Origin of the sequence: Clostridium estertheticum (assembly GCF_018861295.1) — a bacterium.
Lineage (GTDB): Bacteria > Bacillota > Clostridia > Clostridiales > Clostridiaceae > Clostridium_AD > Clostridium_AD estertheticum_D.
Map to the genome: position 1 here is coordinate 37,731 of NZ_JAHLDM010000026.1, position 17,236 is coordinate 54,966.

Sequence of the window (17,236 nt, forward strand, 5' to 3'; positions counted from 1 at the left end):
AAAATCAAAGAATCCCTATGTATATTACGATTACACACATAAAAGCTTCACAAAAATTTATAAATTAGCACTATATCTGTTATCCTAATAAGAAAAAATACTGCCTCCTTCAGTGCATACCTGACTCTGCAATAGATAATCCCTACTCCTTTCAATATTTTAACCTTATACATGGTAATCAAGATATTGAACCTGGCATTGAAGGTATCGTAAACCTGGATGATATAAATGGATTATCACTCATTTATACTCTGGAAACCTATGATGGTACAATTAATAGATTATGTTAACCAATAATGTTGATAATTAAAATATTTAAAGTGAAAGCACCAATTTACTTTAGTTATGAAACAATTAATACAGTTATCAAGATAATCATATTAATACCAGCGAGAATTGCTCCCATCCAAATAAGCTGCTTACCAAGCCCATATATTGCAATTGATTTATTAGCACGAATATCAACTCCTTTGTCAGTATATAAATATCTTAATTCAAATTTATTACCAATAATAAATTTACATTTAAGTTCATGTCCAGTAGTAGATTTATAAAATAAATACGAGTTAGTAAAAAGTAAAAGCTTCCAGTTTTTACCACGACCTCTGAGGTCATTACATAAACTGGAGGTTTATGTTTGCTCCAGTTGATACACCTATATTTCTTATTTGTGTCTATAGAGAACTCATATTGTCTACATTGACCTAATATTTCTATGGTTCTGTTTTATCTTAACCGTTATCTCTTTACCCTCTATTGTCATTACACCACCACCCACTTAAAAATTTGTAACACTCTAAAAAAAATTTAATATACTATAATGTAGTCTTCTTAATGTAAAGAAAGGAGGCACTATATGAGTCGAATTTTGAGTTTAGCAGCTAACTTTCTACTGAAATGCATTATTTCTTTATTAAGAAATAAAACCAAGAAACAAATAGTTATAATAATTATTATAACTTAGCTTAAATTGCTAGGGTAATATTCCCTGTGGAGATGTATAACTACATATCATCTTCCGAAAAGTAACAATAAAATAATACATAAAATCTTTCATTAATGACATTCCATAAATTAAATTCTCATTCATCCTTTGTTACATAGAATAAAATAATACAAAATATTTAACAAAAGCTATTGTATAATAAATATACCATAGCTTTATTTCTGTCTTATAGTCCAGCTAACCCTCTTATAACTACGTTCTTTCATACACTTCTTTACACAACTAGCAATTTTTTTAATGCTTGCCTGCAGTAAGGACAAACTAAATAGCTATCCTCTAACATAGTAATAACGCCTTTTGATAATAATACAAAATCTCTACTACACATCTTGCACTTATAACGCGTATATATACTCAACATACTCTCATCTTAATTAATTATATACGTAAAAAAGAGCCACATCATACATGGGCTCTCGATTTCTTTCTTTTTTGTTCTGTTTTCTTATCTAGTTGTAAATCCCTTATTACTGTAATGTTTATTAATATAATACTTTTAATCAGGACATATTCTAAGCAAGTACATAGCAAAAATGGTACTGGATTAAGTACAACCCCTTTTATACTTTCTGTTTTTTATTCAATTCTGTTACTAATAGACTGAACAATTAGGTAATTCGCCTTGTAATGATTGCATATTTTCATCGCTTATTTGATTGGAATCTAAATAAAGCTCTTGCAGATTGACTAATCCCTTTAATACACTTATATCACTTATTTGATTATCAGTTAAATCAATCTGTTGCAGATTGCTTAATTCACCTAATGAACTTATATCACTTATTTGATTAAACTCTAAAGAAATAACTTGTAAATTAGTTAATCCTTCTAAGGGAGTTATATCACTTATTTGATTAACACCTAACTTAAGTTTTTGCAAATTGGTTAATCCTTTTAATACACTTATATCACTTATTTTATTAGCATCTAAACCAAGATTGCCTAAATTAGTTAATCCTTTCAATGGACTCATGTCACTTATTTGATTAGACGCTAAATTAAGCTCTTGCAAACTGGTTAATCCCTTTAATGAACTTATATCACTTATCTGATTACCATCTAGCCAAAGAATTTGTAAATTAGTTAATCCTTCTAAGGGGCTTATATCATTTATTTTACTCATACTTAAAAAAAGTTCTTGCAGATTGATTAATCCCTTTAATTCACTTATGTCACTTATTGAATTGCCATATAAATCGAGATTTTGTAGATTTTCTAAATTTTCAATTCCACTAATGTCACTAATGTGTTCACCTTCACAGGGTAACTTTGTTATTTTTACAACATCGCTTTTATGCAATGTCCCTGTAGGCTTATTTATTGTAGCTCTTACAACCTTCTCTAAATTTTTATCTTTAAATGTTACTATACTGTTTACCGTAACAATACAATTAGCTGTATTAATTCCATCTTTTGCAGTAGCTGTTATTGTTGCAGTGCCTTCACTTAACGCTGTTACTTTACCATTATTATCTACTGTAGCTATATTATTAGCCGAGGATGTCCAATTTACAGCTTTATTGGTTGCATCTGTTGGATTTACAGTTGCTATTAAGTTATCTGTTCCATCTACCGTTAAGCTATCTGTAGTTTTATTTAAGCTTATGTTTGTTACTTTAATTATTGGAGATATTTCTATTGGAGCTACTAAAGTTACGTTAGTTGTTGCAACTATTACGCCACTTACATTAAATAATTTAATTATAACTGTATCTCCAACTATTTTAGATGGGAATATTACTGTATTTGTTCCTAAGTTAGTAATTTCTGATATTTTAGTTATTCCATTAAATATTTGGTATTGTGTAGCTCCTTCTTGAGTTGAAGTAGCGTTTACTGTTGCTCCAAATGTATTTGCTCTTACTGTTGCAATAACCACTTGATTCCCATTTTCACCAGGTATAATACTTGCATTTACAATTTTTCCTGTTGTATTGTCTATCCAATTTCCTGAGAAATCTTTAACATAAATTGCTCCACCTTCAATTATTGCATTAGTAATTTCTGTTGAATTTGTTACGTCATTAGCATAAGCTAAGTCAAATGATTTACTCCCAATTACAACAGTACCATTAGCCGTTGTAGCAAAAGCAGATATATATGATGCCCCCACTATCATTAAAGCAATAATAAATGAACTTGTAATTTTCTTTTTCATATTAAAATACCCCCTATAATTTCGAAAAATACTTTACTCATAAAGTTACATAGTTCATGGATTTTATAATTAGTGTAATTTAATGAATAAATTTCTAATTCTTTTATATTAGCAAATTCGGTGTAATGTACAAATATCCTTTAAACGGACGACATCTTCCATTTTTTAACACTAATTTTCCTCGGTATTTAGGACAATAAGCACTATTAACTTTTATAGCTTTTTCAACTAATGTCTTGTGAATTGCTTTTACATGAATTTTTCTAGTTTCTTTACTATCAACATTTAAAAAAATTATTTTTTCACTCTATAATTTCCATTACATAACCCCTTAACTCCCCTAAATCACCAGAAACAAATTCGGCCACTTTTTCAAGATTAACAGGTTGCAATATAACACTAGCAATATTTCCACATGATACAGGGTCATTTATATTTATTTTTGCAGTAGTTGGTATATCTGAAAGTGTCGGATATAAGATAGTTGCAGTCTTATCCCCTATTCCACTTACTGCATAAATTGCTAGTTGATATAACATTTTAGCTGGCAAGCTTCTTTCCCACAAATCTCTGTATTTAGCATCCAGTAGTTTCACGACCCTGCCTTCCTTCATCAGTGCAAAGTCAGGTCTTGGAGTAGGAGATTTTCTGTGGCATGGGTTAAATCATCACCTGCGGTGCTGCAATATTAAAGACTTCAGAAGGAGATTTATACCCCCATTAAAGTTTGTATTTGTTAGGGTATGTAACTCCCACTTATAGAAGTGGGAGACTTTCCTTCTGAAATGTCGTTAAACCCTGATGTATAAATGAACATATCCTGTAAACTATACTGGTCTTTTACGGAGTAGCCTTCACTACAGTTCTGCAGCAATCTACCTATTAGTGTTTCAAAAAATGCATTCATATCAAAAAAGTACCCTCGCAGATTAATATCAATTCTGCCTCGAGGTGATGATAAGTTCTCTCCCCGCTTAATATAACTCTTTTGAATTCCTCTATGTAGAAAATCCTTCGCTTCAACATAAAGCTCATAGATAAGTAAGTCAAAGAACTTAAAATTACCTATATCATGCTCACCTCATTAAATAACTTAAGCTCTCCTAGTCTAATTCTACCAACATAAGAATTAGTACTTATAGATAACCCGCCTTTAAGTTCTATGATTTCTATAATTCCTTTATTATTAAGTGCTTTTGCTATATCACGAGTGTCATTATCATGAAGCTGTATATCCTTCAACATTATGCTGTCCCACTCTTTTAAATTGACAGTTTGATTTATTATATTTTATCTCCACTACCACTCTCATTGACCTTTTCAATTTCAATTTCTTCCTCTATTTCATCATCCTCTGCTACTTTTCATTTTCCATAATAGGTTTCTCTTTTTCTAGAAAATATGAATGGCCAATTTGTAAGTTTCAAGCATCCGCGCCTATGCACTCGCATATTCTAGCATTTAATTCTTTAAGCCATTTATCTAGTGGCAATCCCTCAAATACAGTCTTATCAAACAAAGCATAATTCATCATTAATTCAATGAACCCAAAACGTCTTCGAAGTGCTACATCTAAAAGAGCAATAGAACGATCAGCAGTATTCATTGTTCCTACAATATATACATTTTCAATCACGTCTGCTTTACAATTTTCATAAGTTGACCTGACATAGTATACAATTCGTTTTCTTGCACAGGTTTACTGTTACTATAAATCAATGCGCGCTTCTGCCACCGAGTAGTATGAAAAGCATCAATTTTAACTTACACTTACTTATATACACATTATATCCTATTTAACTTATTAAAGGGATTAATATCTATTTTATGTAACAAAATATATCAAAAAAAGCTAAAAGGCTGCATTCCTTTAATTTATATTAAAAGTAATGTAGCCTTATCATGTTGGATTACATATTCACTTTAAGGATAGACGTCGTTATGTACATTTTCAAGTGACTGGATTAAGGTGTCTCAAAATAAAATTCACTCTTTATTTTGAAACACCTTAAGTATATATAATTTTAAGTTTTTAAAATATTTTATGTTCTCATAATATTGAGTTTATTTATAGTAACATTTTGCTTTATCAATATCATTGAATAAATCCATCTTGAATTCAATAACCTCTCTTGCTGCTTTTATGCATGGTGGATAAATAGCATTTGGTTCATACCAGCCCTCATTTTCCGCTAACACTTCACGACATTTTTTATAATAAGCAGCCTTTAAATCACTAGATATATTAATTTTAGAAATACCCAAAGTTACTGACTTAGCAATTTCTGCATCTGAATTCGAAGATCCTCCGTGTAATACCAATGGTATATCAACTTTTTGTCTTAAAACCTTTAATAAATCTAATTTCAACTCTGGTTTCATTCCTTTAGGATAAATACCATGTGCTGTACCAATTGCAACTGCCAATGAATCAACCCCTGTTCTATCAACAAAATCTTTTGCAAGTTCTGGATCAGTGTATATAATTGTATTTTCTTTACCTTCTAAATATGTCCCTGTAGTTCCGGTAGTTCCTATAGTTCCTAGCTCCGATTCAACTGATACGTTTAATGGATGTGCAACTTCTATTACTTTTTTTGTGATTGCTATATTTTCTTCATATGGCATATGAGAAGCATCAATCATTACTGATGTAAACCCACAACGAATTGCACGAAGAGCTTGATCAAATGTTCCACCATGATCTAAATGAATAACCATTGGTACAGTAGATTTATTAGCCTCTTCTATACATGAAGCTATAAAACTATCTTCTAAAAATGAAAGTTCATCTGGATGAATTGCTAAAATTACAGGGGCTTGTTTCTCATTTGCACTTTCTACAACAGCTTTTAGTATTTGGCCACTTCCAATATTAAACGCAGGTACTGCAAATCCATTCTCTTGTGCTACTGTAAGCATTTCTTTCATATTAATTAACATATTACATCTCTCCTTTAAATTTAAATTGGTTTTCCCCTTTATGTTAGAGATACCAACAAGATCATATTGTCGGTACCCCTATACCTATTAATAGTTATTTATAGTAACATTTTGCTTTATCAATATCATTAAATAAATCCATCTTGAATTCAATAACTTCTCTTGCTGCTTTAATACATGGTGGATAAATAGCATTTGGTTCATACCAGCCTGCATTTTCCGCTAACACTTCACGACATTTTTTATAATAAGCAGCTTTTAAATCACTAGATATATTAATTTTAGAAATACCCAAAGTTACTGACTTCGCAATTTCTGAATCTGAATTTGAAGATCCTCCATGTAATACTAATGGAACTTCAACTTTTTGTCTTAAAACTTTTAACAAATCTAATTTCAATTCAGGTTTCATTCCTTTAGGATAAATACCATGTGCTGTACCAATTGCAACTGCCAATGAATCAACTCCTGTCCTATCAACAAAATCTTTTGCAAGTTCTGGATCAGTGTATATAATTGTATTTTCTTTACCTTCTAGATATGTTCCTGTTGTTCCCGTAGTTCCAATAGTTCCTAGCTCCGATTCAACTGATACGTTTAATGGATGTGCAACTTCTATTACTTTTTTTGTGATTGCTATATTTTCTTCATATGGCATATGAGAAGCATCAATCATTACTGATGTAAACCCACAACGAATTGCACGAAGAGCTTGATCAAATGTTCCACCATGATCTAAATGAATAACCATTGGTACAGTAGATTTATTAGCCTCTTCTATACATGAAGCTATAAAACTATCTTCTAAAAATGAAAGTTCATCTGGATGAATTGCTAAAATTACAGGGGCCTGTTTCTCATTTGCACTTTCTACAACAGCTTTTAGTATTTGGCCACTTCCAATATTAAATGCAGGTACTGCAAATCCATTTTCTTGTGCTACTGTAAGCATTTCTTTCATATTAATTAACATGTTACATCTCTCCTTTAAATTTAAATTGATTTTCCAGTTGACTTAGATAATTTAATGTAATATCTAACTTTTTCTATACTATCCTTTTCTACTTGGTGCATTAGGGTAAAGAAATTTATATTAGGATTTTCTCCCAGTTGTTTTTTCGTACTTTCACAACAAGCATCAAGAAAATCAGTTCCTACATTAATCTTATTAATACCATATTCTACGGACTTTTTTATATTATACTCACCTGAACCTGAACCTCCATGTAAAACTAATGGCATTTTGGTAAGTTCTTTAATTTCTTTTAATCTTTTAAAATCAAATTTGGGGATCATTCCATCTGGATAATTTCCATGCGATGTTCCAATTGAAATTGCAAGAGCATCTATTCCAGTCTCTTCAACAAATTTTTTTGCTTCCTTAGGATCCGTATACATAGAATTAGCTGTAAAGCATTCACCTTCGCTCGCACCCATACACCCAATCTCACCTTCAACGCTAACATTAAATTTACTAGCAAATTCAACTACTTTTTTTGTTAACAAAATATTGCCATCTAGATTAAATCTAGAAGCGTCTACCATAACTGATGAAAATCCATCTTCTATAGCCTTTTTCAAATATTCATATTCTTCCCCATGATCAAAATTTAGTGCAACTTCAACACTAGCCCTGCTTGCTAACGTTTTCACAATTGGTGTTATTAATTCGCTATCACTATGCGTTAATAAATGCTCTTGGACAATATCTATTATTATTGGTGCTCTTTCAAGCTCAGCAGCCATGATTACTGCTCTTGCCGTTTCTAAGTTAAAACAATTAATTGCCATTACTGCATAGTTTCCTTCATTTGCTCTTCTAAGCATCTCTTTCATTGAAACATACATATTTAATATCTCCTTTACTTTAATTGTCAGATGTAGAGATTGATGATAAATCTAGTTCTTCTTCTTCTTCCAATATTTCCTCTTCTACTGCTGTTTTCTTTGTTAAGATTAATATTGATGCACATATAATTGTACCAACTCCTAATGCTACTAAAAATCCTAATGGATTTTTCATAGCTGGTACTATAAACATTCCACCTGAAGGAACGGGACTTCCTACATTCCAAAGCATTGCAAGTCCGCCACCAATCGATGCTCCTATTGAAGATGCTGCTATAACACGTATAGGATCTTTTAATGCAATCGGAATAACACCTTCAGTAATCATACATATGCCCATTGGAAATGCAATTTTTATATTTTCTGATTCGACTCTCGAATATTTTTTTCTAGCCAATACCCATGATAAAGTAACTCCAAATGGTGGAACCATTGATGCTAAGATTTTTACAGCTTCTGGGCCATAGACACCTTGGGTTAATAAACCATCTGCAAATAATGAGGCTACTTTATTTACCGGACCACCAAAATCAAATGCAGCCATCGCACCCATAATCATACCAAATGCAAATCTAGAACCACCTTGCAATCCTAATAACATATCCGTTAATTTCTTTGAAAATAAAGCGATTGGTGTTCCTAATAGAAAGAACATAATTAAACCAATAACCAATGTGGAAATGAGTGGTAATATCATCATAGGCATCATCCCTTGAGCCCATTTAGGAACTTTTAAATTGTTTTTTAAATACAATACAAAATATCCTGTAAGATATCCACCTAACATGCCTCCTAGAAAACCAGTTCCAAGTGCACTAGCTATCATACCTATCATTAATCCTGGCGCAATGCCTGGACGATCAGCAATTGAATATGCAATTGCCGCACAAATCACCGGAACTATAAGACCCATCCCAAAAACTCCAAGAGAAACAATTGCACTAGGAATTGAAAATCCTAATTTATAATCTTTAATTACTTGTCCTCCAGTAAGGTTTCCTATTGCAATACATAACCCCGCCGCAACAACAAGTGGTAGCATATAAGAGATAGCAGTCATAGCATGTTTTTTAAGTTGTAATTTTTTTAACATAATCATTCTCCTTTCAATTTTTATGATATTAATAAAAGTTAAAAGTCAGTAATGTATTTAATAAAGCTGTTTTCACATTAATAAAACGTTACTTATATTTGATAGGAATAATAATATTAAATACATTATTTATACTTAAAGTCCTAGATCAGTTTGAATTTTTTTAAGTAGAGCTTTTGGTGATTTAATTACAGTATTAGTTGGTACATTTATAACTTTTTTACCTTTAAATCTTTCTTTTCCACCAACATTAATATCTGCTGCAATAATGACTACATCGGCTTCTTTAATATCAATTTCTTTTAATTTATCTTCTGTTCCTATTGTCCCCTGTGTTTCAATATGCACAGTGTGACCCAACTCTTTAGCTGCCCTTATCAATTTTTCTTTTGCTATATAAGTGTGAGCAATTCCTGATGTACAAGCTGCAATTCCAACAATATTCATTACTAACTCCTCCTTACTTTTAATTTTCTTCGCCCGCTGAAAATATATTTAGAATTTCTTCATTAGTTTTAGCAACTAATAATTTTGCACAAGCATCATCATCTCCAAGAGTACTTGCAACTTTTGCTAATAATTTAACATGTACACTTGTTTTATCTTCATCAGTTACAGCAAATAAGATAATAAATCTAACTGGGAGACCATCTAAAGTTTCCCATTCAATGTCTTGTTTGGTTCTACCCAAGGCTAACGATGTCTTATTCACAAATTTTGATTTTCCATGGGGTATTGCAATATAATTACCAATTCCTGTTGTACCTAGTGACTCACGATACAACACATCTTCTAAAAATGCTTCTTTATCTGAAATTTTATTGTTTTCAAACAATAGCTCCACTAATTCTCTTAAAGCTTCATCCTTTGTGGTTGCTTCCATCTCTAATTTTATTGTTTCTTTTTTAATTACTTTTGCTAGATCCATAATTATACCTTCCTTTCTACATTTAGTTAGTAAAAAATCTTTTTACATCTTTTGCTGTTATACATTCACTTAAATATTTAATATTATTTTTAGAATGATATAGTTTTTGTATTTCTACTAAAATAATTTTTAAATACTCATAATCATCACTAATTAAAAAAAATGAGATTCTATTTTCATTAGTAATTATATTTGAAATTGACATTGCTATATGATTTATACCCTTTTGAATATTAATAAATATTTCAAAATTACCCTTAAGAATAACTTTTTTAAAAATAGCTTTTATATTTAAATCTTGATTTATTATACTTTTTATACTTTCTTCACTTTTGTTTATGTAAATATTTTTTTCAAAAACATTAGACTTTAAATTTTCTATATTAATCTCTTTATTGAAATTTTCAAAAGATTCATTAAGCAACATATTAGTTATATTTTGAATGTCACTATCTTTTAGTAATGCCGAAATGATAAGGTAAGGCTTTTCTTTAATATCTAAATGGACAGTTGAAATAATAAAATCGATGTCATCTATATTAGTCATACTTAATTTATGCGTAGACATTATGTCAACAATTATCCATTGAGGAAATGCTCTCCTGATTCTTGTTGTAAGTAATTGTGATGTTCCATATCCACTATGACAAATTACTAACACTCTTTTTTTACTTATACTTCTTTCAATTGCTGCTTCAAAATACATTGCCAAATATCCTATTTCATCAGTACTTATGCTACTTAAATTATATTTTTTAGTTAGAATAAAGATTGCTAATTCGCATTGACCTATTATTTCGCTATACCTATCTTGTATTTCTTTAAGTAATGGATTTTTTATTTGAATATTATATTTGAGCCTATTAAGCATTGGTCTAACATGTAATAATAAAGCTTTAAATAGTGTTGTATCTTTTGTTAAATCGTAATCTATAAAATCTGATATCTGAGCAATCATTTCTATTGTTAATTTTTCACTTTTATTATTTGAATTATTATCAATAGATTTTGAGCTTTCGCTTGCTAGTTTTCCAAGTCGTGTTGATACAAGAAATTGATAAATGTAGCATATTTCAGATTCGCTTATTTTAACTTTATATTTTTTTGAAATATTTTCAATTAATATTAATGTGTTTTCATAAAGTAACTTATCTACACCATCTTGTATTCTAAATTTACTGGAACTATCTTCTATCTGATTTCCTTCTTCAATTCTTTTTAAGCAAATCAAAATATGTGTTAACAAATTAATGTAATATGGTTCATTAATACTACATTTCAAATTATCCTCTAAGTCATTTAATAGAGATTCTATATATAAAACCCAATCTATATTAAACAACTCTTGCAATCCATTAAATGTTGTAGTGTCTAATCTAGAAATTACTGAAAGACCAAGTCCTTCCATACTTTCATTTTGAAGTTCATCCAATAAGGAAGCTATTGCTCTTCTAATGCTTATTTCATCACCCAATATTTTTGTGCCTTCAATTGTTTTCTCTAATCTAATGTGAAATTTCTCTAACCATCCCTCAATATATTTAAAATCGTTTACAATAGATGCTTTACTAACATAATATTTATCAGATAACTTTTGAATAGAGGTATTAGTATTTGATTCAATTAATAAAAGTTTAATAATTTCAATTCTTCTGCTACCTATTGATAGTTGATCTTCTACTTTACTCAAAGAATTAATATCATTTAACAATTGTCTTTTTGCACATGCATCAATTTTTATTACGATTCCATATCCAGTCTTTCTATCTAAAGTTATGGGATATTTATTTAAATATTTTTCTATAATTTGTAAATCTTTTATCAATGTTTTATCTGACACTTTTAATTTAACTGAAAAATATTTAATAGCTCTGTATTCGTTTTCTTTCAACATCAACTTTATAAAACTTTTTTGCCTTAATGTTAAAGTATCCATCTATTACCTCCTTTTTTATTACTAGCTATCTTCTATATTTATATAGTATCACTAGCAATATTTTGTTAAAATACCAAACCACTTCCTTTATATTAAGGAAGTTATAGCATACTAATACTTCCTTATTAATAAGGAACCGTTTACATGATATTTATTTCATAAATTTATATACTAATATATTGTGTAATAGCAAAACTCATTTTAGTTAATATTTTATTATCCTGAATGAATATTCTATGCCTATTTCGTTTAGTAAAACAAAATCTCACGAAATAAAAGCTTATCGAACAGATCGCTATTTGTTCAATAAGCTTTTATAGATTTTAACTAACATATTTCAATCACTCTATCACTTACAATATAACTAATACAAATCTGCTTTATTAACAGTATTTAGTAATTCTAACTTATGTTTAATTACTTTCTTTGCTTCTAAAATGCAGCTTGGAAATATTTGATTTGGTTCATATTCATCTGGATTTTCCTTCATGTATTTTTTAACTGCATTAAAGAATACACTTTTTACATCACTTGATATATTAACTTTACATATACCAAGTTTTGCTGCTGCTGAAACCTCTTCATCCGGATTCCCTGAGCCACCATGTAAAACTAATGGAATATCAGTTATGTTATTAATTTCTCTTAATATATCTAAGTTTAGCTTTGGTTTAAAATCTTTTGGATATAGACCATGTGCAGTTCCTATTGCTACAGCTAATGTATCAACGTTAGTCCTTTGTATAAAATCTTCAGCTTGTCGTGGATCTGCATAAATTATTTCACTTGTTCCCCCTTCAAATGATAATCCAGTATTTCCTATTGTTCCAATTTCACCTTCAACAGAAACATTTACTGAATGTGCAATTTCGCTGACTTCTTTTGTAAGCTCAACATTCTCTTCATATGATAATGTTGAGCCATCAATCATTACAGATGTAAACCCACAATTAATAGCTCTTATAATATCCGCTTTAGTACCACCGTGATCTAAATGAATTACAACAGGTACTTTAGCCTCATATGCCATTCTCTTTACAGTCTCTGCAAATGCATCTGTTAAATATTCTATTTCTGTTGGATGAATTTCAAGAATTACTGGAGCATTTAGTTCTTCAGCACCCTCTATTACAGCTTTTAATATTTCTAAACTTCCTATATTAAACGCTGGAACTGCAAACTGATTCTTTTTTGCGATAGATAAAAGTTCTTTCATATTAATTAACATACTTCATTCCCCCTAGTTATTATCATTTTTTTCTTTTTTAATAAACCAACACAGAAACATGTAACTATTGTTCCAGTCACTAAAGCTAGTATATACATTGGTAAATTTCCTATCACATGTGGTATAGGTGCAATCCAAATCCCACCATGTGGTGCTAATGATGTACAATTAAACCCTAAGGAAATTGCGCCTGCTACACCTGAGCCTATCATTAAGGATGGAATAACACGAATTGGATCTGCTACCGCAAAAGGGATTGCCCCTTCTGTTATATATGATAATCCAAGTACCCAACATGACTTGCCTGCTTCTCTTTCTTCTTCAGTAAATTTATTCTTAAATATTACTGTTGCTAATGCTAATCCAAGTGGCGGAGTCATTCCGGCTACCATACAAGCAGCAATTGGAGCATATACTCCTGAAGCCATTAATCCAATACAGAAAGTTGAAATAGCTTTATTTAATGGACCACCCATATCAGATGCCATCATAATACCAATTAAAGCTCCAAATAGTACACCGTTCCTAGTGCCCAGTCCATTTAAGAAATATGTTAAGGCATCTAAACAATATTTTACTGGAGTACCTACTATGAAGACCATTACAAATCCCGTAATACCAACGCTTAATATTGGAATAATTATTAATGTTTTTAATGATGCTACCGATTTTGGAAGCTTAATATTTTTAATTAAGAATGCTGTTAAATATCCAGCTAATAAACCACCAACTAATCCACCTAAGAAGCCTGCCCCCAGTAATTTAGCCAACATACCTGCAACCATACCTGATACAATACCTTCTTTTCCGGCTATAGAATATGCTATCCCAGCAGCAAGTACTGGAACCATTAATCCAAATGCAACGTCTCCACCTATTTTACTAAATGCTCCTGCTATTATATTATAGCTAGGATCTTTTGGATCACCTGCATGAATACCAAAAGCAAAACTCAAAGCAATCAAAATACCTCCAGCTACAACAAATGGTAACATTGTGTATACACCAGTCATCAAATGTTTATATATACCAACTTGTTGAGCCTTTTTCTTCTCTTTATGTTCAGTTTTTAACTCATAAATTGATATGTCTTTATCAACAAGAATCTCTTCGAGAACCTTTTTAGCATCTCTAACAACTTTATTAATCGAAACTTCTACTAATTTTTTACCGTTAAATCTACTTAAATCTATTTCCTTAGCAGCGGATATAATAACTATATCTGCTGCTTCTATATCCTTTGCTGTCAAAACATTTTCTGGAGCAGATGCACCTTGAGTTTCTACTTTAATATAAACCCCTAATTCTTTTGCACTCTTTTCCAATGCTGCTGCTGCCATATAAGTATGCGCAACCCCTGTAGGGCATGCTGTTATAGCGACTATATTTTTCATACAATTCCTCCTTTAAAATCTTTTTAGAATTACCTTATATAATGAAAATTAATCTGAACACACTTACTTATTAAATTAGTTCTAAGGCCCTCATAATTTCATCTTTACTACTAGCCATTTTAAGCGTATTTCTAAAATCTTCATCCATGAATTTTCTCGATAACATACTAAGTATTTTCAGATGATCACTATTATTTTGCATAGGTACTGCAATCATAAACATGAGATAAATTGGTTCATCATCTATAGATTCATATAGAATATTTCCTGTTAGCTTTCCAATTGCAATAGACGCCTCAGTTACATATTTAGATTTTGCGTGAGGAATCGCAATTCCAAAGCCGATGCCTGTACTAAATTCCTCCTCCCTCTTTAACACATCTTTTATAAATAGTTCTTTATTTGTAACAATTCCTGTTTCTTTTAATGATTCCGCTAATGCATCAAAAGCATCAAACTTTGAGCTCGCATTTATATTTAATAAAATATTTTCCTTTTTTACTATTTCTTTTATATTCATTTTACTAACCCCCCCGTTTCAAATAACGTTTCCAATGCATTTAAATTTTCTACTTCTTTTAATCTATTTAATAGATACTCATCAGAAATAATTTCATATAATCTTTTGAAAAAATATTTAGTATGCTGATTATCATCAAAATTAACTGATAATAACATAACTAATTTAACTTCTTGGTCTCCCCAGATAATTGGATTTTTCAGCTTAATTATAATTAATGACTGTGTTATCACTAGCTCTTTACACCCATGAGGTACAGCTATAGATCTACCAACAGAAGTTGGTGTTTTTTCCTCACGTTCTAATAAACTTTTAGTGTAACCACTCTTTACATAATTAATATTTTCTAAGTATCTTCCATATTTATTCAAAACTTCATCACGTGTTTGAATATCTTCTTTGAAAATAAACACATTTTGTTTTAAAAAATCTATACCTTTAGATTTGTTAAACAAATTTGATATCCAGTTTTTAATTATATTAATCTCATTAATTTCTATGAAATCATTAATTTTTATTGAATTATCTTTATCATCTGTTATTGCATTTGTCGAATTCAATATTAAATCAAAATCCATTAGAGTTTCCTCATCTATACAACTGCTTGTTATTATTTTAGTTATTTCAATCTCTTTTATCTCCTTTTGTATAACACTTTCTAGATATTTAGATATTGTTATTCCACCATCACATATTAAGCAAGTTTTTAGGTATCTTCCTTGATGTATTCTATTAGCTGAAATAACAATATGTAAGCAAATATACCCTATTTCATTTGTATCAAAAGATATTCCACACTCTTTTTCTAGTTCATCTATTGAAGTTAACACTGCACTATATATTCCTGTGTACTCGTATTTAATTCTATTTAGTAATGGATTGTCCGATTTTAATCCGAATTTCATTCTTCGGATAGCTGGTTCTAAATGAAGTGATAAATTTTTAAATAACTCCTTATCATCAATAAACTTAATTCCTAAGCAATTACTTATGCTTGTTATAAATTTTTCAACGAATAGTGTATTTTTTAATTTTAAATCATTGTTTTTATTATTAATTTGATTTCTGCAAGATAAAATATATGTTGTTATTTCATATAATTCATCTGTACTTACCTTAATTTTAAAACCCTTTTCTATTTTAATTAAAATAATTTCTGCGGCTAAGAATTCGTTTGTATTTTTTAAATACGTATTGTTATTAATAATGTTCTTTCCTATTTTTATTCTAGAAATTAATATGCATAGTTTAATAAGCAAAGTATAAAAGTCATGCTCTGTAAACTTATTATTTAGCACACTCTCTGATAAATTTATACACTTTATAATACTATCAATATTTAGTTCAATAAAAATATTCTGAATTCTACTATACAGTACGTCTGTCATTCTAGTGTCATGTATATAACGCATTTTTTTAGCGTCTTTTTCTAAAAAAATATTATTATTTAGACATAATTCTTTAAATGCTTCTCTTATACTGCTTTCATCACCACATACAGAAATTCCTGAATTTTCTTTTTTAATTAAGTTAATATCCATTTTTTCTAAATATATAGAAATCTTATTAATTTCACTACTTATGCTCGTTTGGCTTTTATGAAGCTCTTCGGAAAACGTTTTCATCGTATATGGATTCTTATTAGTAAAAAGAACTCTTAAAATATGGTATATATTAGTACTAAATGCTTTTTCAGTTGCCTTTGATAGTTCTAAATTTCTTTTAACTTCTAAAATAGATTGATCAGAACCTATTAATTTCACTCCTCTATTTTGTTTTTTTTCAATAAAACAACCCTTTAACAAGTTCTTTATTTCAGGTGAATCAAGATAATTGTAAACAGTTTTTTTAGATACATTTAATTTATTTGCTAAACAGTAAACTGTAATGTAATCCATCCTTTCTATAAGAATTTCTATAATGCAATTTAAATACTCATTCTTCATATAACATCCACCCTTGTTTTAATAAACTGTTAACATATAATGCATCCTCCTTTATGATTTTATATTATCACACGAGAAGTTCCACATTCAATATCATAAAGCACTAAGTTTTTACCACTTTATAATCTAATGTGGTAAAATTATTTTCTGTAATTACACAGAATAATTTTTATATTAAATCATTCTTTTAAAGTTCATATATTACACTAACAATGCATCTGTACATTTCACCATAT

General features: G+C 29.7%; 15 protein-coding genes. All 15 read right to left on the reverse strand.

What is annotated here, in order from left to right; all coding sequences use genetic code 11:
* Nucleotides 1–1,598: 1,598 nt before the first annotated feature.
* Nucleotides 1,599–3,164 (reverse strand): leucine-rich repeat domain-containing protein, encoded by a 1,566-nt coding sequence (locus tag KPL54_RS26205; protein WP_253203639.1) that lies wholly within the window; start codon nucleotides 3,162–3,164, stop codon nucleotides 1,599–1,601.
* A 302-nt stretch (nucleotides 3,165–3,466) separates the two neighbouring features.
* Nucleotides 3,467–3,760: a hypothetical protein gene (locus KPL54_RS20400; protein ID WP_216108375.1), complete on the reverse strand. Its 294-nt coding sequence runs from the start codon at nucleotides 3,758–3,760 to the stop codon at nucleotides 3,467–3,469.
* A gap of 469 nt (nucleotides 3,761–4,229) precedes the next feature.
* The gene (locus tag KPL54_RS26210; protein WP_253203641.1) at nucleotides 4,230–4,409 is read right to left on the reverse strand and encodes a hypothetical protein; all 180 of its coding nucleotides are present in this window, start codon (nucleotides 4,407–4,409) and stop codon (nucleotides 4,230–4,232) included.
* 178 nt (nucleotides 4,410–4,587) lie between these two features.
* Nucleotides 4,588–4,770: a hypothetical protein gene (locus KPL54_RS20410; protein WP_216108418.1), complete on the reverse strand. Its 183-nt coding sequence runs from the start codon at nucleotides 4,768–4,770 to the stop codon at nucleotides 4,588–4,590.
* 458 nt (nucleotides 4,771–5,228) lie between these two features.
* On the reverse strand, nucleotides 5,229–6,107 hold the full coding sequence (locus KPL54_RS20415) for a ketose-bisphosphate aldolase (protein WP_216108376.1): 879 nt from the start codon (nucleotides 6,105–6,107) through the stop codon (nucleotides 5,229–5,231).
* Nucleotides 6,108–6,201: 94 nt separating this feature from the next.
* Entirely contained in the window at nucleotides 6,202–7,080 is an 879-nt protein-coding gene (locus tag KPL54_RS20420; protein ID WP_216108377.1) for a ketose-bisphosphate aldolase, read from the reverse strand.
* Nucleotides 7,081–7,100: 20 nt separating this feature from the next.
* Entirely contained in the window at nucleotides 7,101–7,955 is an 855-nt protein-coding gene (locus tag KPL54_RS20425; protein ID WP_216108378.1) for a class II fructose-bisphosphate aldolase, read from the reverse strand.
* Nucleotides 7,956–7,974: 19 nt separating this feature from the next.
* Nucleotides 7,975–9,048, reverse strand: coding sequence for a PTS fructose transporter subunit IIC (locus KPL54_RS20430; protein ID WP_216108379.1), 1,074 nt, complete (start codon nucleotides 9,046–9,048; stop codon nucleotides 7,975–7,977).
* A gap of 135 nt (nucleotides 9,049–9,183) precedes the next feature.
* Nucleotides 9,184–9,495: a PTS fructose transporter subunit IIB gene (locus KPL54_RS20435; RefSeq protein ID WP_216108380.1), complete on the reverse strand. Its 312-nt coding sequence runs from the start codon at nucleotides 9,493–9,495 to the stop codon at nucleotides 9,184–9,186.
* A gap of 19 nt (nucleotides 9,496–9,514) precedes the next feature.
* A complete protein-coding gene (locus KPL54_RS20440) occupies nucleotides 9,515–9,976 on the reverse strand; it encodes a PTS sugar transporter subunit IIA (protein WP_216108381.1) in 462 nt (153 codons plus the stop codon).
* 22 nt (nucleotides 9,977–9,998) lie between these two features.
* Complete coding sequence (locus KPL54_RS20445) at nucleotides 9,999–11,912, reverse strand: BglG family transcription antiterminator (RefSeq protein WP_216108382.1); 1,914 nt, start codon at nucleotides 11,910–11,912, stop codon at nucleotides 9,999–10,001.
* Between the two features lie 364 nt (nucleotides 11,913–12,276).
* A complete protein-coding gene (locus KPL54_RS20450) occupies nucleotides 12,277–13,140 on the reverse strand; it encodes a ketose-bisphosphate aldolase (RefSeq protein ID WP_216108383.1) in 864 nt (287 codons plus the stop codon).
* A complete protein-coding gene (locus KPL54_RS20455) occupies nucleotides 13,134–14,534 on the reverse strand; it encodes a PTS fructose transporter subunit IIC (protein ID WP_216108384.1) in 1,401 nt (466 codons plus the stop codon). The genes KPL54_RS20450 and KPL54_RS20455 overlap by 7 nt, the downstream gene beginning before the upstream one ends.
* 70 nt (nucleotides 14,535–14,604) lie before the next feature.
* Nucleotides 14,605–15,054 carry a PTS sugar transporter subunit IIA gene (locus KPL54_RS20460; RefSeq protein ID WP_216108385.1) on the reverse strand — a complete coding sequence of 150 codons (450 nt, stop codon included), beginning with the start codon at nucleotides 15,052–15,054 and terminating at the stop codon, nucleotides 14,605–14,607.
* Entirely contained in the window at nucleotides 15,051–17,000 is a 1,950-nt protein-coding gene (locus KPL54_RS20465; RefSeq protein WP_216108386.1) for a BglG family transcription antiterminator, read from the reverse strand. Before KPL54_RS20465 ends, KPL54_RS20460 begins: the two co-directional genes overlap by 4 nt.
* Nucleotides 17,001–17,236 lie beyond the last annotated feature (236 nt).